The 18,181-nt window shown below is 64.4% G+C and carries 18 protein-coding genes; 9 read left to right on the forward strand and 9 right to left on the reverse strand.

Annotated elements, in window-relative coordinates:
- The first annotated feature begins 321 nt into the window (after window positions 1–321).
- Genes moaC through VFA60_09690 form a run of 4 tightly spaced genes read left to right on the forward strand, consistent with a single transcriptional unit; the run spans window position 322 to window position 2,761 of the window.
- A complete protein-coding gene (gene moaC / locus VFA60_09675; protein HZQ92049.1) occupies window positions 322–798 on the forward strand; it encodes a cyclic pyranopterin monophosphate synthase MoaC in 477 nt (158 codons plus the stop codon).
- Window positions 799–825: 27 nt separating this feature from the next.
- Window positions 826–1,575, forward strand: a complete 750-nt coding sequence (locus VFA60_09680) for a DUF4388 domain-containing protein (protein ID HZQ92050.1) — start codon at window positions 826–828, stop codon at window positions 1,573–1,575.
- Window positions 1,576–1,623: 48 nt separating this feature from the next.
- Window positions 1,624–2,094, forward strand: coding sequence for a MogA/MoaB family molybdenum cofactor biosynthesis protein (locus VFA60_09685; protein ID HZQ92051.1), 471 nt, complete (start codon window positions 1,624–1,626; stop codon window positions 2,092–2,094).
- A 37-nt stretch (window positions 2,095–2,131) separates the two neighbouring features.
- Entirely contained in the window at window positions 2,132–2,761 is a 630-nt protein-coding gene (locus VFA60_09690) for a VTT domain-containing protein (GenBank protein HZQ92052.1), read from the forward strand.
- A gap of 49 nt (window positions 2,762–2,810) precedes the next feature.
- On the opposite strand, the gene VFA60_09695 is transcribed toward VFA60_09690, so the two are convergent.
- From VFA60_09695 to VFA60_09705, 3 genes are all read right to left on the reverse strand, one after another.
- Complete coding sequence (locus tag VFA60_09695) at window positions 2,811–3,326, reverse strand: DUF6580 family putative transport protein (protein HZQ92053.1); 516 nt, start codon at window positions 3,324–3,326, stop codon at window positions 2,811–2,813.
- Window positions 3,327–3,409: 83 nt separating this feature from the next.
- Window positions 3,410–4,459: a metal-dependent hydrolase gene (locus tag VFA60_09700; protein HZQ92054.1), complete on the reverse strand. Its 1,050-nt coding sequence runs from the start codon at window positions 4,457–4,459 to the stop codon at window positions 3,410–3,412.
- A gap of 126 nt (window positions 4,460–4,585) precedes the next feature.
- The gene (locus tag VFA60_09705) at window positions 4,586–5,566 is read right to left on the reverse strand and encodes a diacylglycerol kinase family protein (protein HZQ92055.1); all 981 of its coding nucleotides are present in this window, start codon (window positions 5,564–5,566) and stop codon (window positions 4,586–4,588) included.
- 192 nt (window positions 5,567–5,758) lie between these two features.
- Between VFA60_09705 and ligA the strand changes: the two genes are divergently transcribed.
- Entirely contained in the window at window positions 5,759–7,771 is a 2,013-nt protein-coding gene (gene ligA, locus VFA60_09710) for an NAD-dependent DNA ligase LigA (protein HZQ92056.1), read from the forward strand.
- A 342-nt stretch (window positions 7,772–8,113) separates the two neighbouring features.
- On the opposite strand, the gene VFA60_09715 is transcribed toward ligA, so the two are convergent.
- A complete protein-coding gene (locus tag VFA60_09715; GenBank protein ID HZQ92057.1) occupies window positions 8,114–8,596 on the reverse strand; it encodes an HIT domain-containing protein in 483 nt (160 codons plus the stop codon).
- Window positions 8,597–8,994: 398 nt separating this feature from the next.
- On the opposite strand from VFA60_09715, the gene VFA60_09720 reads away from it, so the two are divergent.
- Window positions 8,995–10,824 (forward strand): 30S ribosomal protein S1, encoded by a 1,830-nt coding sequence (locus VFA60_09720; GenBank protein HZQ92058.1) that lies wholly within the window; start codon window positions 8,995–8,997, stop codon window positions 10,822–10,824.
- Window positions 10,825–11,021: 197 nt separating this feature from the next.
- Here the strand turns inward: VFA60_09720 and VFA60_09725 are convergent, their stop codons facing one another.
- The 3 genes from VFA60_09725 to VFA60_09735 form a co-directional block, all read right to left on the reverse strand.
- Window positions 11,022–11,384, reverse strand: coding sequence for a carboxypeptidase-like regulatory domain-containing protein (locus tag VFA60_09725; protein ID HZQ92059.1), 363 nt, complete (start codon window positions 11,382–11,384; stop codon window positions 11,022–11,024).
- Between the two features lie 96 nt (window positions 11,385–11,480).
- On the reverse strand, window positions 11,481–11,927 hold the full coding sequence (locus VFA60_09730) for a hypothetical protein (GenBank protein HZQ92060.1): 447 nt from the start codon (window positions 11,925–11,927) through the stop codon (window positions 11,481–11,483).
- Window positions 11,914–12,183, reverse strand: a complete 270-nt coding sequence (locus tag VFA60_09735; GenBank protein ID HZQ92061.1) for a hypothetical protein — start codon at window positions 12,181–12,183, stop codon at window positions 11,914–11,916. Before VFA60_09735 ends, VFA60_09730 begins: the two co-directional genes overlap by 14 nt.
- Window positions 12,184–12,473: 290 nt before the next feature.
- Here VFA60_09735 and VFA60_09740 point away from each other — a divergent pair, with 290 nt between their 5' ends.
- The 3 genes from VFA60_09740 to VFA60_09750 all read left to right on the forward strand — a co-directional run bounded on the left by VFA60_09740 (window position 12,474) and on the right by VFA60_09750 (window position 15,531).
- Entirely contained in the window at window positions 12,474–13,865 is a 1,392-nt protein-coding gene (locus VFA60_09740) for a M20/M25/M40 family metallo-hydrolase (GenBank protein HZQ92062.1), read from the forward strand.
- 68 nt (window positions 13,866–13,933) lie between these two features.
- Window positions 13,934–14,827: a rhomboid family intramembrane serine protease gene (locus tag VFA60_09745; protein ID HZQ92063.1), complete on the forward strand. Its 894-nt coding sequence runs from the start codon at window positions 13,934–13,936 to the stop codon at window positions 14,825–14,827.
- Window positions 14,828–14,961: 134 nt separating this feature from the next.
- Window positions 14,962–15,531, forward strand: a complete 570-nt coding sequence (locus tag VFA60_09750) for a DUF1579 family protein (GenBank protein ID HZQ92064.1) — start codon at window positions 14,962–14,964, stop codon at window positions 15,529–15,531.
- A gap of 97 nt (window positions 15,532–15,628) precedes the next feature.
- Here the strand turns inward: VFA60_09750 and pyk are convergent, their stop codons facing one another.
- Both pyk and VFA60_09760 read right to left on the reverse strand, forming a co-directional pair.
- Window positions 15,629–17,200 carry a pyruvate kinase gene (gene pyk, locus VFA60_09755; protein HZQ92065.1) on the reverse strand — a complete coding sequence of 524 codons (1,572 nt, stop codon included), beginning with the start codon at window positions 17,198–17,200 and terminating at the stop codon, window positions 15,629–15,631.
- Window positions 17,201–17,230: 30 nt separating this feature from the next.
- On the reverse strand, window positions 17,231–18,109 hold the full coding sequence (locus VFA60_09760) for a YihY/virulence factor BrkB family protein (protein HZQ92066.1): 879 nt from the start codon (window positions 18,107–18,109) through the stop codon (window positions 17,231–17,233).
- Window positions 18,110–18,181: the final 72 nt, after the last annotated feature.

Below are 18,181 nucleotides of genomic sequence, written 5' to 3' on the forward strand. Positions count from 1 at the left end.
TTCAGAAAATGTTGGAAATGCTCCTCAATCCGGATTATCTTCGCCATCGGGTGTAGGTCTCCTTTCCAGGAACGGCTTCGCTTGCTAGGCAAAGCCAACTTACACCCTCTCGCTTTTTACACAATCAACGTTACGTCACCGATAAAAGCTCACCGTGGATGAACGCCGATCACCTCATTGCCGAATTGCGGAAGTTGCGGGAATGAACGAGCGTGAGCGCATGGGTCTTTCCATTCGGCAGTTCGGCAATTCCGCAGTTTCGCAATTGAAAGTATCCGCGTCCATCCGCGTAAATCCGCGGCAGGTTTTACAATGCCCCCAATGACGGGCAAGCTCTCACACTACGACTCTCGCGGCCGCGCCCGCATGGTTGACGTCTCCGCCAAGGCGCCCACGCGGCGTGAGGCTGAGGCGTCGGCGTTCGTAGCCATGTCGCGAAAAGTGCTGAAAGCGCTGCCCCGCAACCCCAAGGGTGATCCACTGGAGGCGGCGCGGCTGGCCGGCATCCTGGCCGCCAAGCGTACATCCGAATTGATACCCATGTGCCATCCGCTGCCGCTGACGCACGTTGATGTGCGTGCAGAGGTGTGCGAGAATGGCGTCGCTATTGCCTCCACGGTAACTACCACCGCGGCCACCGGCGTGGAAATGGAAGCGCTGGTCGCGGCCAGCGTCGCCGCCCTGACCGTGTACGACATGTGCAAGGCGCTGGACAAGGGCATCTCGATCCGCGAAGTGGTGCTGGAGCGCAAGTCCGGCGGCAAAAGCGGCGACTACGCGCGCCGGCGGAAGCGGTAAGGCCGCGTCGAGCATCCGGCTGTTTCTATGCCTGCCAACATTCAGATCATGCTGGTAGACGACAACCCCATGGTGCTGGGGATGCTGCGACAGGCGCTCGCGCCCATGGGCCAGCTCACCGTGGCCGAAGACGGCGCCGACGCCATGCTCAAGGCCATCGAGGCGCCGCCTGACCTGATCATCAGCGACTTCGCCATGGCCGGCATGGATGGCCGCCAGCTCCTCACCAAGCTCAAAGGCCGTTCGCAAACCGCCAGAGTCAGCTTTATCCTCATGGCCAGCAAGGGCGACATCGGCGAAAAGCTGAAGCCGCTCCAGGACCAGGTCGAGGACCTGATCGAGAAGCCGTTTTTCCTCAAGGACACTGTTTCGCGCATCAAGCGCGTGATCGACAAAATCCTGCTGGAAAAGATGGCGCGCGAGGCGCCCAGCGACGGCGCGCTGCGCGGGTCGCTGGCGCAGATGAACGTGATTGACCTGCTGCAATCACTCGAGCTGGGCAAGAAGAGCTGCTCGCTGGTGCTGACCAACAACGGCGACCGCTGCGAAATGTTCTTCGCCGACGGGCAGATCAACCACGCCGTCTACGACGCGCTGAAGGGCGACGACGCCGTCTATAAGGTGCTGGCCTGGACGGGCGGCAACTTCCAGATTGACTTCAACGGCAAAAGCAGCGAGCAGACCTGCACCCGCTCCACCCAGGGTCTGCTGATGGAAGGCCTGCGCCTGCTCGACGAAGCCAACCGCAATACCGAAGAGAACGTTCTCGAGGCTTAGTTCGCGGCCGGTAAGTGATCTCCTTTCCCTGTGCCATCTCCCGATGCAATGACCGCCGCCGTGCTCACCGTGAGCGATTCTGCGCACGCCGGCACGCGTGCCGACGCCTCCGGTCCGCGCGTGGCCGAGGCGCTGGCTGACCGCGGCTATCACGTGGCTGCCACCGCCGTCGTGCCCGACGATCGTGAGGCGATCGCGCGCGAGATCATTCGCTTTTGCGGGCTGGCGCGGCTGGTGGTGACCACCGGCGGCACCGGCGTCGCGGCGCGCGACGTCACGCCGGAAGCCACCCTGTCGGTGTGTGACCGCCTCCTGCCCGGCATCGCCGAGCACATGCGCGCCTCGGGCGCAGCCAAGACGCCGATGGCCATCCTGAGCCGCGCCGTCTGCGGCTCACGCGGCGAGTCGCTCGTGCTGAACCTGCCCGGCAGCCCCAAAGGCGCCGTCGAGTCCCTGCTCGCCGTGATCGACGTGCTCCCGCACGCGCTGGCGCTGCTGGAAGGAAAGACCGAGCACTAGCCGCGGGCGAAAATCCAGCATTCGCTACAATGCTTGCTTGCAGACCCTGAAAACGTTCCTGGCGAAATACTCGGTGCTCCTCTGGGCGGCGCTGAAGCCGCTCGGCATGTGGGGAGTTTTCTTCGCCGGCTTCATTGACTCCGCCTTTCTCGGCCTTCCCATTGACGCCATCGTTGCCGGCTATGTGTACACGCATCGCGCCGAATCCTGGCTCTATGTCCTGCTCGCCTCGGCGGGTTCGGCGCTGGGCAGCATCATGATTTATGGCATCGGCTACAAGGGCGGCGAGCTGCTGCTGAGCAGACGCGTGCCGGCGCGCCGCATGGAAGAGCTGCGCCGGAAGTTCGAGCAGCAGGAATTCTTTGCACTGATGGTTCCGGCCATGCTGCCGCCGCCGATGCCGTTCAAAATCTTCCTGCTGGCGGCGGCGGTCTTCCGCATGCGGCTGCGGCACTATCTGCTCGCGATTTTTCTCGGCCGGCTCGTCCGCTTCGGAATCCTCACAGCGCTGGTGCTGATCTTCGGTCCGCAGGTGGTCGTGGTGACGGGCGCAGCGCTGCGCGATCACCCTTGGCTCACGCTGACGATCGTGGCCGCATTGATTCTGGCAGGCGTGCTGCTGTACGTGATAACGCGGGGCAAGAAGAAACCGGCGCGCGCATCGTAAGAACAGAGACGCAGCAAGCTGCGTCTCTACATCTCAGTTTTCGTTGAGGCTAGGAGATGGCCGTCTGCCGTGCCGGACGCATCGCCGTCGCCAGCGCCGGCAAGCCAAACATCACAGCGGTAAATACGAGGTCGCTCAGGACCGTGTTGCGGAAGAACGGCAGGCCGGCCGCGTAGCACAGCCAGAGCCCGTTGAGCGTGTGTCCGTAGGTCGGCCACACCGCCCAGACCGCGAAGTTGCTCACCAGGAAAAACGAAACCGAGGCGGCCAGCGACGCGCCTGCCAGGGCCGGCACGCTCGCATTGCGCCGCAGCAGCGTTCCCAGCAGCACGGCGCCCGCGTACCACGCCCAGGTGAAGTAGTGGTCGGCCGTGAAGGCGTAGCGGTAGAACACCAGCGTGAGGAACAAATCCGACGCGGCCAGGATCGCCACCGGCACCCACATCTGCTTCTTCGGCCCGCGCGCGCCAAAGTACAGCAGCGACGCACCGACGGGCGTGAACGAAAACGGATGCGGGACCAGCCGCAGAATGGTGGCGAAGATCACGTAAACGTAAGCCAGCATGAAGTCCTCACGCGGCCGAGGCCAAAGCGCATCGGCCGGAATCTTCATTGTCTGCGGCGGTATGTGAGCGCGTCAAGCGCGCACTAATCCACCGGCGGCCGCTCCGACTTGCGCCGACGCAGCAGCCCGCCCATCTCCTCTTCCACCACACGCAGGTTCTTGTCGAGCACCACCGCCGCGCCCAGCGTGTTGCGCCCGATGCCCGGATAGCGAAAGCGCAGATCGTAGAAGCTCACGCGGTAGCCGCCGCCTGGCAGCGGCTCCGTCTCGGTGATGGGAAAGCGCGCCCAATCCAGGTAAATGCGCCCGAGGTACGATTTCTTGGCCGCCAGTGTGACCGGCGTCTCTTCCGGCTTGTAGAACACGCGCGCGGTGCCGCGCGGATCAACCTGCGGCGTCAGCGAATCCACCGGCGCCGTCTCGAAAAACGTCTCGGTCTCCACCACGCCGTGCCACACGAACGGATTGCCGGGATACGGGTTCGCGGCTGCGCGCAGCGGCTCCTGGTCTTCATACGTCACCGCGCGCATCGCTGCCAGCGCGTGCCGGTGCTGGTAGTCGCGCACCGCCCACAGCGCGCACATCAACACCAGCGCCGTGATGGCGCCGCCACGCCCCTGAAAAGGACGCTTGCGCGCGCCGATTTCCTCGTTGATCAGCCCGAAAAGCCGCGGCAACAGGAGTCCGCCCGCGAGCACCACCAGCAGCACCGGTTCCACGATGAACACGATGTCCCACGCGTACCAGTGGTAGTCGAACGGCATGAAGGGGCGCAGGCCGTAGTTGTTGGTGAAGTCGAGCAGCAGGTGGCTGAGGGCCGCGACGCACGCGAACAGGAACAGCCGGCCCCAGCGTGGCTCAAACTTTGGCTTGTGTCCGCGCTTTAGCCGCCAGCGATGCCATCCGTAGACCAGCAACACGGCGGCCGCCGCGTCGAGCGGCACGCCGATGAATGTATGTGTGAAGCCGCGATGATGCGCAAAGCCGAACACTGGCCCGCCAATGTTGGCCAGCACGTCGAGATCGGGGATATCCGCGGCGATGGTCATGACCGCGGTCGCGAGTCCGCTCTTGCGGTTGAAGCCGGAGCGGCCCAGGCACGCGCCGGTCAGGAAGTGGGTTAGCGGGTCCAAGTGAGAATGAAAACCACACCGCGGATGGACGAAGATCAACGCGGATTTAGGGCCATGCGGAACCCAAATCCGCGTTTTGTCCGCGTCAATCCGCGGTAAGCGGTCCTATTTCAGCTCACGAATGTATCACTTCGCCTGACGCGCGGGCATGAGCAGCGTGAGGGCGTCGGGCACGACGGACATCCGCACCGGCAACCCGCCAATCAGTTCGCCGTCGGCCTGGGCGCGGAGTTGTCGCGTCGTGTCGGGCCATTTGCCGTGCGGTCGGTCGGACCCCGCAAGTTGGCGGCACACGATCTTCCGCGCGGAGACGATCTCCACGCCTGCGACCGGGCGCTCCCGTCCACCCGCACAGGCGAAGGCATGCCGCAGAAACGCGTCACGACGCGGCGTGGTGAACAGAACCAGGCGCAGCTCGGGGCGCAGCAGGTCGGCGCCGGGCGCCACACGGCGAATCAGGCCGCCGAAGTTGGCGATGCGCGTGGCCAGGACCTGCGCGACCACCAGGGAGCGGCGCTCCGGCTCTTCAATGTCGACCACGAACGGCGTCATCGGGTAGCTGAAGAACAGCCGCAAGGCCTGCCAGTAGTACGCCGCCATGCCGTGGCGCTCTTTTACAGCCAACGCCAGCTCATCAAGCATGGCAGCGTCGGCGCCCACGCCGGCGGTGACGATGAAGTAGCGCGAGCCCGCCTGGCGGCCGGGAGAGCTCGCCCACTCGACGCGCCCCACCGCGATGCGGCGCGGCTCGGCGGCGAGCAGCACCCGGGCGGCGCGGACGGCGTGCTTCGGCAATCCGATGTCGGCGGCGAGCGCGTTGCCGGTGCCGACCGGAATCATGCCCAGCGCCGCCTGCGACCGCTGCGCCACCATGCCCTGCATGACCTCGTGCACAGTGCCGTCGCCGCCGCAGGCGAGGATGCTGTCGAACCCGGCCGCGATCAGCTCGAGCGCCTGGCCAGAAGCAGTCCCCGGGCCATGCGTGGCAACGCACAGCGCCTCGACTCCGCCGCCACGTAGCGCCGCGGCGGCCGCTTCGACGTCGGCAAGACGGCGGGAGCGGCGCTGTCCGGCAATCGGGTTATAGAGCAAAGCTGCGCGACGCACGCGAGGAAGATGTTTTACCGCAGAGATCGCAGAGAACAAAACTCCCTGCCGCGGATTCACGCGCATGAATGCGGACCACTTCATGACACGAAGAGCTATCCGGGTCATCCGCCTGAATCCGCGGTAAGCATTTTCTTCGCGCCCTCTGCGTCCCTGCGGTGAACAGTCTGGCTTTTATAATCGTTTGTTCCCATGGCAGCCGCAAGCAAGGCCGTGACGCGCGACGTCGAAAGGCTGCGTGACCAGATTCGCTACCACGAGCACCGCTATTACGTGCTCGACGATCCCGAGGTCAGCGACGCCGAATTCGACCGCCTGATGAACGAGCTCAAGCGCCTGGAGGCGGCGCATCCCGAACTGGTCACTCCCGACTCGCCCACCCGGCGCGTGGGTGGGAAGCCGCGCGAAGGCTTCACTAAGGTGCGGCACTCCTCGCCCATGCTCTCACTCGACAACGCCTACAACGAAGACGAGCTGCGCGCCTGGGAAAAGCGCGTCCGCGAACTCGCCGGGCGCGACGGGCTGGAGTACGTCTGCGAGCTGAAGCTCGACGGCATGTCGCTGGCGCTCACGTATGAGAATGGCGCGCTGCTCCGCGGCGTCACGCGCGGCGACGGCTCCATTGGCGAAGAGGTCACGGCCAACGTCCGCACCGTGCGCTCGGTGCCGCTGTCGCTTTCCGCGGCGACGCTGAAGAAAGCGCGCCTGCCCGAGAAGTTCGAGGTGCGCGGGGAGATCATCATGCCCATCAAGGCGTTCGAGCGCATGAATGAAGACCGCGAGCGGCAGAATCTCTCCAAGTTCGCCAACCCGCGCAATGCCGCCGCCGGCGCCGTCCGCGTGCTCGATCCCAACATCACCGCGCTGCGCCGGCTCGATTTCTACGCCTACTTTCTGCTCGTGAACGGCCGCGTGGCCGGCCAAGAGCACTGGGAAGACCTGGAGCAGCTCGCCGCGGCCGGGTTCAAAGTGAACCCGCGGCGGCGGCTGGCGAAAAACTTCGACGAGATTCTCGAGTTCATCCGCGAATGGGAGGCCAAGCGCGAGTCGCTGCCCTACGAGATCGACGGCATCGTCGTGAAGGTGAACCGCGTAGCCCTCTGGCCCGAGCTCGGCTTTACCGGCAAGGCGCCGCGCTGGGCCATCGCTTACAAATACGCGGCAAGGTCGGGCATGACGACGGTCGAGGACATCCGCGTGCAGGTCGGCCGCACCGGCAAGCTCACGCCGGTGGCCTGGCTCGCGCCGGTCCCTATCGGCGGCACCACCGTGAGCCGCGCCACGCTGCACAACATGGATGAAATCGAGCGCCTTGGCGTCGAGATCGGCGACCGAGTAGTGGTCGAGCGCGGCGGCGACGTCATCCCCAAAGTCGTGCGCGTGGAGAGCAAGGGCCGCAGCCGGCGTCGGTTCGAGATGCCGAGCCGCTGCCCCGAGTGCGGCGGCCACGTTGTCCGCGTGGAGGGCGAAAGCGACCACCGCTGCGTGAACGCCAACTGCCCGGCGAAGCTGCGCGAGAGCATCCTGCACTTCGCCTCGCGCGGCGTGATGAACATTGAGGGCATGGGCGACGCGCTGGTCAACCAGCTCGCCGAGCGCGGCCTGGTCAAGAACGTTGCCGACATTTATCGCCTCGACAAGGCAAAGCTCCTCACGCTCGAGCGTATGGGTGAGAAGAGCGCGCAGAACGTGCTCGACGAAATCGAAGCGTCGAAGAAGCTCCCGCTGGATCGTGTGATCTATGGTCTTGGCATCCGCTTCGTCGGCGAGCGTACCGCCGAGCTGCTGGCCGAGCACTTCGGTTCCATCAAGGCGCTCATGGAGGCGAAACAGGAGGAGCTTGAAGAAGTGCCCGAGGTCGGCCCGCGCGTCTCAGCCGCCATTCGCGAATTCTTCGGCGAGGCGCGCAATGTGAAGCTGGTCGAAGCGTTGCAGGAGGCCGGCCTGCGCATGCGGGGCGAGAAGAAGCAGCGCGGCACCAAGCTTGCCGGCAAAACATTCGTCCTGACTGGCACACTCGAGCGCCACACGCGCGACGAGGCCAGGAAGCTTATCGAGGACGCCGGCGGCAAAGTCTCCGGCTCGGTCAGCAAGAAGACGGACTACGTCATCGCCGGCAGCGAGGCAGGATCGAAGCTCGACAAAGCGCGCGAGCTGGGCGTGGCCGTGATCGGCGAAAAAGAGATGGAAGAAATGCTGGGGTAACAGGCTTCGACGTTTCAAGGTTTCGAAGTTTCGAGGTTTGGTAGGGACGAATCATGGTGGCGGTCACCAGGAAGCGGCGCGCGCGCAGCAGCCCGCCGGAACCAATCACGGCGTAGCGGACTTCCCCGGTGGCATGGTCGAAGATCACGTCGCAAATTTCACCGAGCTTCACGTCGTCGCGGGCATCGGCGAACTGGTAGTCCCCTGGCGTGGCGTTGTGGGCCATGAGCCTCCTTGTTTCCTCCGCAGCATTCAGATGCGATGGCGCAGCAGCGGGAGGTGCGTGATGGGAGATTTCCAGACGACGCCCTGCTCGGGGCGGAGGCTCGGCCGCAAGTTGCGTCAGAAGAGTTTCTTCATGCGCTCCCAGGTGGTGTCGAGCGACTCGGGCAGGACGCGCGTCTCTCCGACCGTGGTCATGAAGTTGGAATCGGCCACCCAGCGCGGCAGCACGTGCATGTGGATGTGTGAGGCGACGCCGGCGCCGGCCGCCCGGCCGATGTTCATCCCCAGGTTGATGCCCTCGGGCGAGTATAGCTGCCGCAGGACGTCCTCCATGCTGCGGCAGAGCTGCATCATCTCCGCCGAGGGCGCCTCCGGCAACTTGCGCAGCTCATCCACGTGCGCGTAGGGCACGATCATCACGTGCCCGGTCGTGTAAGGAAAAATGTTGAGCACCACGTAGCAGTGCTCGCCGCGGTGCACGATGTGCGCCGCGCGATCGTCTTTACTCTCCGCCAGGCGGCAGAAAACACACCCCGCGGCCTCGCTGGCGGCGGCATCCTTTATGTACTGATACCGCCACGGCGTGAAGATGTGGTCCATTAGCGCAAGAGGTTAACAGATGCGCTCGGAGTTGATGCGACGGCGGAATTGCGGAAGCGCCGAATGGCCGGCCTGGAATCCGTAAGCGCTGGGATCGGTAAGCGACGGTGAGCATCCATTCGGAATTCCGCAGTTCCGTAGTTCACCAACTGTGGAAAGTCCGCCGTCGCACGCTCAATTTCCCTCTCTGCTCGTTTGACACTCCGAGAGCGCGGTTGCTATATTCGATGGCAGTCTTGGACGCGCTTAGCGTTGCAAGATCCGGCCGCTCGATTTCGCCAGCCCGCTGTCTTCCGACAAGGGCTATCACACCGAAGAAATCCAGCGCCCGCCGTCTTTCCTGGGCCGCCTGGCCGCAAGGACCCGCGGGGTACCCGGATCGAGACTGGACCAGAATCTTGGCCGACGACACCACAGCCCGCCCGCAAAACACGGCGGAGAGCACTGCCGAAAGTGGGACGCATTCGTCCACTTCGACGGCGGTGGAAACCGCGGCGTCTCAGCGCCACGGGCCTTCCCCCGCAATCCGCAACGAGCAAAACAAACCGATGACTGAAGATTTCGCCACCGCACTGGAAAGCTACACCGCCGAAACCGAAGCCGCACCCACCGACGACCACGTCATTCAAGGCACCGTGGTCAAGATCACCCCGACGCACGTGGTGGTCGACGTGGGCGCCAAGTCCGAGGGCCTCGTTCCCATCGAGGAAGTCCGCGATCACGAGGGCAACGTACGCCTGAAGTCGGGCGACGAGATTGCCGTCATGATCGAGCGCGGCGAGACCGAAGAGGGTTACACCAAGCTCTCGCACCAGAAGGCCGCCCGCCTGCACGCCTGGGACGAAATCGAGGCGGCGTACAACTCCAAGCACGCCATCAAAGGACGCGTGATTGACCGCGTCAAGGGCGGGCTCAACGTCGACATTCTCGGCGCTCGCGCTTTCCTGCCCGGCTCGCAGGTGGACCTGCGCCCGGTGCGCAACCTGGACGGCTACAAGGGCCAGGAGATCGAAGTCCGCATCATCAAGCTCAACAAGAAGCGCGGCAACGTGGTCGTTTCGCGCAAGCAGCTGCTGGAAGAAGAGCTCTCCGAGAAGCGCTCCAAGACCCTCGAGCACCTGCAGGAAGGCGCGGTGCTCACCGGCACGGTGAAGAACCTCACCGACTACGGCGCTTTTGTAGATCTCGGAGGCATTGACGGTCTGCTCCACATCACCGACATGTCCTGGGGACGCCTCACGCACCCGCGCGACCTGGTGCAGGTGGGCGACGAGATCCAGGTGAAGGTGCTGAAGTACGACAAGGAAAAGCAGCGTGTCTCGCTCGGCTTCAAGCAGCTCACGCCCGATCCGTGGCTCGACGCCGCGCATCGCTACCCGGTGGGAGCGCACGTGAAGGGCCGCGTCATCAGCGTGACCGATTACGGCGCCTTCATCGAGCTCGAGCAGGGCATCGAGGGCCTGGTCCACGTCAGTGAAATGACCTGGTCCAAGCGCATGAAGCACCCGTCGAAGATCGTCAACGTGGGCGACCAGGTGGAAACGGTTGTGCTCAACGTGAATCCCACCGAGCGCCGCATTTCGCTCGGCTTGCGCCAGCTGGAAGCGAATCCCTGGGAGTCACTGCACGAAAAGTACCCGGTCGGCTCGCCGGTCGAAGGCCGCGTGCGCAACCTCACCGACTTCGGCGCCTTCGTCGAGATCGAAGACGGGATCGATGGGCTTGTGCACGTGAGCAACCTGAGCTGGACCAAGCGCGTGAAGCATCCGTCGGAAGTTCTGAAGAAGGGCGACAAGGTGAAGGCGGTCGTGCTCGCCATCGAGCCCGAGCATCGGCGCCTGTCACTCGGCATCAAGCAGCTCCAGCCCGACGTGTGGGAGACGTTTTTCAGCACGCATCGCATCGGTGACGTGGTGCACGGCAAGGTGCTGCGCGTGGCCAGCTTCGGCGCGTTCGTCGAAGTGGCCGAGGGCATCGAGGGCCTGTGCCACAACTCGGAAGCCGTCGGCGAAGACGGACACCCCATCAAGCTCGAACCCGGCCAGGAGCACGACTTCAAGATCATCAAGATGAATCCTGATGAGAAGAAGGTCGGCCTCAGCCTGCGCGCCGTGGGCGAGGAAGCCAGCCGCGCCGACGTCGAGGCCTACAAGCACCCGGCTTCCAGCGCCACCACGACGCTGGAAGAGCTGATGACCTGGAAGCGGGCGGGAAACGACCAGAACTAGCTGCCAGTTGCCGGGCCCCTGCTGGAGCAAACTGCAGGTTCTTTCGGGTGCTGTAAGTATCTGATTCTAATAGGCGACAGCTGGGAGGAATACAACGAGAGTGTTCGCTGGCGGGTGGCGACGTTCGGAAATGGACAACAGCCCGCGCCTCGCAGGAGGTTGCCAATGCGCGGCCGGCTGCCGCTCGTCACCCGGGATCACGCCTTCTTCGGCTCCGCGTCGATATGCAGGTTCAGGTGCACTTTGGTGCGCGAATCAAATGAGCTGACCGTCTTGGTGGGGCTCTTCTTCCCGTCGTACTCGGCGAACAACTCGTAATCCACGTTGGGCGAGAGCGCGTTGAACTGGAACTCCCCGCTCGCGTTGGCAATGTAGGTGCGCACCGCGAGCGTCTTGGTGTTCTTCAGATACACGATGGCGTTCGGCAACGGGGCGTCCTCTTTGCCCAGGACGGTGCCGGTCACCGAGCGCAGCTGGCTCGCGTTTTTGTCCTGCTTTTGCGCCGCCGCGACAGCCAGCAGTGCGACGCTTAGGCCCGCGATCATCAGGAGCCGTTTCAAACCTGCCTCCCTGACCCATTGTAGCCGCAAACAACCGCCCGCACGCCCCTGGTTCCTGCCAGTAGCCCAGCTGCCGGTAGCGCTTTGTTTGAGCTTCTACTCTCTTAGATGCAGGCTGATGTCCACGCGTTCCTCGGCATTGATGTGGACTTTGGCCTCCCGGCCCGGAAGGGCAGTATCGGCGGTAACGTCCACGCCTTTCGCTTTTTCTTTCTTTTCCTTCTTGTCCTTCTTGCCGTCGTTCAGGCGGGCGTCGATCCAGACGACGTAATCGGCGGGCCCCGGCGGGACGCGCTGGGCGAACTCTCCGCGATGGTCACTCATTAATTCGTATTGCGCCTTCTTCTTGTCGGCGCGGCGTATCTTGACGGCAGCGCCGTACAGGGGCCGGTCATCGGGACCGTACACCGTGCCGAAGATCAACGCGTAAGGTGCGGGCTTCTTGTCGCCGGCGGCTGCGGGCGCAGCCGTGTTGGCAGCCAGCAACAGTGCGACCAGCGAGGTCGTAACCAAACGACGCCGGAAGAAGTCAGGAGTAATCACCGTCCTCCGACTCCTCTTCCTCCTCGCCCTCTTCCTCCGCCACCTTGTTCAGTTCAAGCGGATTGGTGGTGACGACCTCGAAATCGGACCCACACTCCGGGCAGGAGACGATCTCGCCTTCATCGACCTCGTCTTCCTCGATGTCGAGATCCGTTTCGCATTCCGGACAGAGAACCATAAACCTCCTCGTGCATCGCGACTGCGCGTCTCCTTGCTTGGCGGCTTGCAGCGCGGCCCCAGGGGCTGCGGCGCGCATCGCTCCTGTTATATTTAGAAGCTCGCCAATCACGCGTCAAGTCTCCCGAGGGCCTGACCTCGCCCGCTGCACGCGCGCGAACGGGCGGCGCGACGCAAGAACAAAGGCTCGTTAAGATGCGTCTGAACTCACACCGTCGGCTCAAATTCGTCTCACTGATGTTCGTCGCGGTTACGCTGGTTGCCCAAACCGCTTCAACACCCCAAGCCACAGGGAAGCCCGAAGCAAAGGCCAATGCTCCCAGCCGCGGCGCCGCGGCGCGCTCGGCATCGGCTGAACCCGTGCCCCGCATGCCGGTCGATCCGCAGATTGCCGCCGCCATCAGGGAGATTTCCGCCGCGCGCATTCGCGCCATCATCGAGAAGTTGGTCAGCTTCAACAGCCGTAACAGCCTCGGCTCCGGTGATCCCACGCTCAAGGAAAAGGGACAGGGCGTGGTCGCCGCGCGCGAGTGGATCAAGAGCGAATTCGAGCGCTACTCCGCCGAGTGCGGCGGCTGCCTCGAAGTGCACGTTGACAGCTTCATCCAGCCGCCCGGCGAACGCATCCCCAAGCCGACGGAGATGACCAACGTCTACGCCGTGCTCCGCGGTAGTGATCCCGATGCTGCGAAGCGAATGGTCCTCGTCACCGGCCATTACGACACCATCGTGCTCACACCGCTCAAGCCGGGCGAGGAGCCGCCGCTTTCCGAGCCGGGAAAGCCGGCGCCCGTCAATCCGGGCTCGGTGGATCTCATCGCGCAGGCGCCGGGCGCTAACGACGACGGCAGCGGAACGGCCGTGAGCCTGGAGTGCGCGCGCGTCCTGAGTAAGCACAGGTTTCCGGGGACGATCATTTTTCTTACCGTTCCCGGCGAAGAGCAGGGGCTGAACGGCAGCCTGCATTTTGCCCGCATGGCGAAGCAGGAAGGCTGGAACCTGATCGCCGCCCTGAACAACGACATCGTTGGCGGCAACCGCACTCCGGGCGACACCGGCCGAAACCCGCGCCGGGTGCGGGTTTTCTCCGAGGGCCTGCCGCTGGCGGCAGACACCGCCGAAATCCGGCGCATACGGCGCTACGGCTGGGAGAATGATTCCCCATCCCGCCAGGTTGCGCGGTACATCAGCGACGTGGGCCGCGCTTACCTGCCCAAGTTCCGGTTCATGCCGGAGATGATCTTCCGCGCTGACCGCTTCGGCCGCGGCGGCGATCACACTTCCTTCAACCGGGAGGGCTTCGCCGCCGTGCGCCTGACCGAGGATCGCGAGGACCTGAACCACCAGCACCAGTACGTGAGGACCGAAAACGGCATTGAATATGGTGATTTGCCCAAGTTCGTCGATTTCGACTACACCGCCAACGTGGCGCGGGTGAACGCCGCCACGCTGGCATCGCTCGCTTCGGGGCCGCCGCCCCCGGCCAATGTCCGCATCAACATGCGCGCGCCGGGCAACAGCACCACCCTTACGTGGGACGCGGTGCCCGAAGGCGTCAGCGTGGAGGTTCTCTGGCGGCTGACCACCGCACCCGACTGGCAACACGCCCGCAACGTCGGCCGTGAGACCAGGGCGGTGGTGGATGAATCCAAGGATAACGTCATGTTCGCGGTGCGCGCCGTAGACAAGAACGGGCACCGCAGCCTGGCGGTCATCCCGCGTCCCAGCGGACGCGAGCGTCGCGTCACCTATGAAGAGTGACGCCGCCGTAAGATAGGACAGGCGTTTCTGGCCGGCGCTGGATAGCGTAACTTCAACAGGAGTACCGTTTGGCTCGTTCGCCAATGCGCCGCTCTTACGGAGGCATGTCGCTCAGCTTTCCGCCGTTCACCCCGGCGGTAAAGTGGCTGCTGCTGGCCAACACCGGCGTCTTCCTGCTCACGCTGCTGCTGCACGCCACCGCGCGCGATGCAGCCGGGCTGATTACGAGCGCCCTTTGGCTACTTCCGGACGCGGTCGTCCGGCATGGCTACCTTTGGCAGGTCGCGACTTACTCCTTCCTTCACCTCGGGCTCTTCCACATCCTCTTCAACATGCTTTCGTTGTGGATGTTCGGCGCCACGCTGGAGGGCGATTGGGGATCGGGCCGTTTCCTCCAGTTCTATTTCTTCTGTGTGGCCGGTGCGGCGCTCACCACGATTGGGATTTCCTACACGCATGTGCTCGGCGTTTCGCCGCTTCAGCCCACCGTCGGCGCCTCGGGCGGCGTGTACGGCATCCTGATGGCCTTCGGCCTGCTCTACGGCGAGCAGGAGTTGTTCCTGTTCCCGTTCCCGTTCCGGATCAAGGCCAAGTACATGGTCGCGATCCTTATCTTCGTCGCCGTTGCCGGCGCGTTTGGTGAGGCCGGCGGGATCGCCAGCTTCGCGCATCTCGGCGGCCTGTTCTTCGGCTACGCCTGGGTGCGCTGGATGCCGCGCCGCGGAATGGGCTACGTCTTCTCCGAGAGCTACTACGGCCTCCGCAACCGCTACTTCAAGTGGAAGCGCCGCCGCGCCGCCCGCAAGTTCGAGGTCTACATGCGCAAGGTCAGCGCCGACCAGGAAAAAGCCGGCACACCGCGCAGTCACTTCTTCGACGAGTACGGCAACTACCGCGGCCCCGGCAGCGACAAACCCTCCGGCGGCGACAAGGACGACAGCGAATCGCGCTGGGTGCACTGACCGCTCGCACCGGCCGTTGACCCGGTTCCAACCCCGTGTTCCCCGATTTCTGGCCGCCTTTCTGCCAGGGAACACGGCCCCCTGCTATCATGGCCCGATTCCTGATTTGACAGGCCCCTCAGGAGGAACAAGATATGCGCAAGACAGCTCTCACCCTTCTCTGCGCAGTGTGCGTACTTTCGGTGTCGCTGTGGGCGCAAGCCCCGGCTGGCCCGCCGAAACCCGCGCCTGAGCTCAAGCGCTTGAACTACTACCTCGGTGACTGGACAGCGGAAGGCACGATGCAGCCCGGGCCTATGGGTCCTGGCGGGAAGTGGACCGGAAAAGACCACAACACGTGGAGCTTCAACGGCTTCTTCCTCACCATGAACTCAACCGGCAGCATGGCTGGAGCGCCGATGAAGAGCGTTGCCTATTTCGGCTATGACCCGGAGAAGAAGGTGTACACCTACCATGGTTTCGACAGCATGGGGATGGCATCGGAATCCACTGGCACCGTCAAAGGCAGCGATTGGACCTGGACCAATCGCGAAACCCACGGCGGCAAGACCTACGACGGCCGCTTCCTCATCCACGAGGAGTCGCCGACGGCTTACACCATGAAGTTCGACGTGTCCGAAGACGGCGGCAAAACCTGGAAGACGATGATGGACGGCAAGGCCACAAAGGCCGCCGCCGCGAAGCCGGCTGGGGACAAGAAGTAGTTCGCACTACGGGTTTCACCCGGGCCACCAAGGTCGCGCGAAGAGTGCTGTTCCCAGCCCTTTCGTGCGACCTTCGTGTCCTTTGCGTGAACCGGGTTTAGCTCCTCCGCCGGTCGTTTCCCTTCCAACGCGGCGCTTTCCGCCGATGTCCCCGGCGCCGCTCCCCATGTCCGCCTGTCGGCCCGCCCACCACGTGCAGGCGCATGAAGTTGGTCGAGCCTGAAGCCATCTGCGTGCCCGCCACCACGCCGATCACGTCGCCGGGAAGCACGACGTTCGCCTCCAGCAGACTTTGTTCGGCACGTGAAACCATGTCGTCCGCCGAGAGTGAGGCCTGCCCGTGCGATGGCCGCACGCCCCAGAACAGGTTGCAGCGGTTCGCCACCTCCGGCGCCGAGGTGAACGCGAATACCTGTGCTTTCGGCCGGTACTTGGAAATGAGCCGCGCCGTTCTTCCCGTCTCCGTGTAGACGGCGATGGCGCGCATGTCGAGATCCATGGCGGCGTGCGCCACCGATTCGCAGATGGTCTCCGCGATCGAGAGCTGCCGGTGCTCCCGCCGCCGGTGATGCTGCTGCTCCTGCCCCATGTGCAGCTCCGATTCCACGATGATCCGCGCCATGATGGTCACCGCCTCGCGCGGGTACTTGCCGCTGGCCGTTTCGGCCGACAGCATCACCGCGTCGGTGCCGTCGAAGATGGCGTTCGCTACGTCGCTGGCCTCCGCCCGCGTGGGCCGCGGGTTTTCAATCATGGACTCGAGCATCTGCGTCGCCGTGATCACCGGCTTCCGCCACGCGGCGGCGCGGCGGATGATGTGCTTCTGAATGACCGGCACCTTCTCCGGCGGCAATTCCACGCCCAGGTCGCCGCGCGCCACCATCACGCCGTCGGCCACCTCGAAGATTTCCTCCAGGTGCTCGATCGCCTGCGGTTTTTCCAGCTTGGCGATCACCGGGATGTCGGAGCGCCGGTCCACCACCCGCTTCTTGGCGGCGCGGACGTCGTCGGCGGTGCGCACGAACGACATGGCGATAACGTCCACGCCATGGCGCACGCCGAAGTCCAGGTCTTTCTCGTCTTTTTCCGTCAGCGACGGCAGGCTCATCACCGCGCCCGGCAGGTTGATGCCCTGGTGCTCGTGCAGCAGTCCCCCGTTGATCACCTCGCACTCCACGTCATCGCCGTGCACCGCGCGCACCCGCAGCTCGATCAGCCCGTCGAAGAGCAGAATGCGTGAGTCCGGCTGAACTTCCGTCGCCAGCACCGGCAGATTGTGAGAAATCAGCGTCGCCGTGCCCGGCACGTCGCGCGGCGTGAGCACCACCCGCGAGCCTGCTTTGATCATCACCGGCGTGCGGTACTTCAACCGCCCGGTGCGGATCTTCGGCCCCTGCAGGTCCTGCAGAATGCAGATGGTCCGCTCTTCCTTCTGCGCGGCACGGCGCAGGCGCTCGATCACCCGCGCGTGCTCCTCGTGGGTGCCGTGGGAAAAATTCAGCCGCGCCACGTCCATGCCGGCGCGCATCAGGTCGCGAATGCCGGCCTCTGTGCTCGACGCCGGCCCGATCGTGCACACGATCTTGGCGCGCCGCGCGTGCTTCGCCGCCGCCTCGCTTTCAGGCTCTGCCAGCGCCCGCTCCAGTGTGAGGTTGGAAGTGGCGTTCATTCGAACATTGGATGCCGCGAAGCGCCCCGGTCAGTGTAGCTGATGCCCGCCTTCTCCCGTCATGCTGCCGGCGTTTGTCGCCCGCGGAAACAACAGCGCGTTCACCTCGGCGCCGAACAGGATGATGAGTGACACGATGTACATCCACACCAGCAGCGCGATGGCCACCCCCAGCGATCCGTAGATCAGGCTGTACTGCGCCACGTGGTTCAGGTACCAGCCGAACAGGATGGTGGCGCCCAACCACATGCCGGTCGCGAGTGTCGCCCCGGGCAGCACGCTGTGCCACGGCTGCGTGCGCGGCACCGCGAAGTGGTAGATCACAGCGATCACCGCGATGCTGGTGAGCGTGGCGATCACCGAGCGTACACCCGTCCACGCCAGCAGGATGTACGGCCCCAATACGCGCGTACTGTGCAGAACCACCCACGCCTCGATCTGGCCGCCGAACGCCACCAGCAGCGTGGCGAACGTCATCGGCGCCAGCGCCCCCACCACCAGCGCCAGCGCGATCAGCCGCGACTTGATGAGCCCCCAACTGGCGGGCAGTTGGTAGGCGTAGCGGAATCCTTCCATCCACGACATCACCACACCGCTCGCCGTCCACAACGTGATGATCGAGGTTGTGACCAGCAGGCGCATGGGCCGCTGCTGCGGCCCGGTGAAGTAGCGCAATGCGGCGGCGCTGGTCCCTCCCGGCAGCACGCGCCCCAGCGCAAACGACGCCTGCTTCAGGAAGGCTTCGGTCAGATGCGTGTACGCAAGAATGGAGGCCAGCACGAGCAGCGCGGGAAACAGCGTAAGGATGGCGGAATAGGCCGCCGCCTTGGCAACGCCGAAAACGTCGTCTTCCAGCGAGCGCGCCAGGGCACGCCGAAACAGCGCCAGCGCGCGCAGAGTTGCCGCCATCGTGCACGCTAGCTTAAAGGCGCGGCGAGGAGTGCGGCAATGGCTGGCAGTGTTCCCCGTCGCCGCAAGATC

The organism is Terriglobales bacterium (assembly GCA_035651995.1).
GTDB lineage: Bacteria > Acidobacteriota > Terriglobia > Terriglobales > Acidobacteriaceae > DASRER01.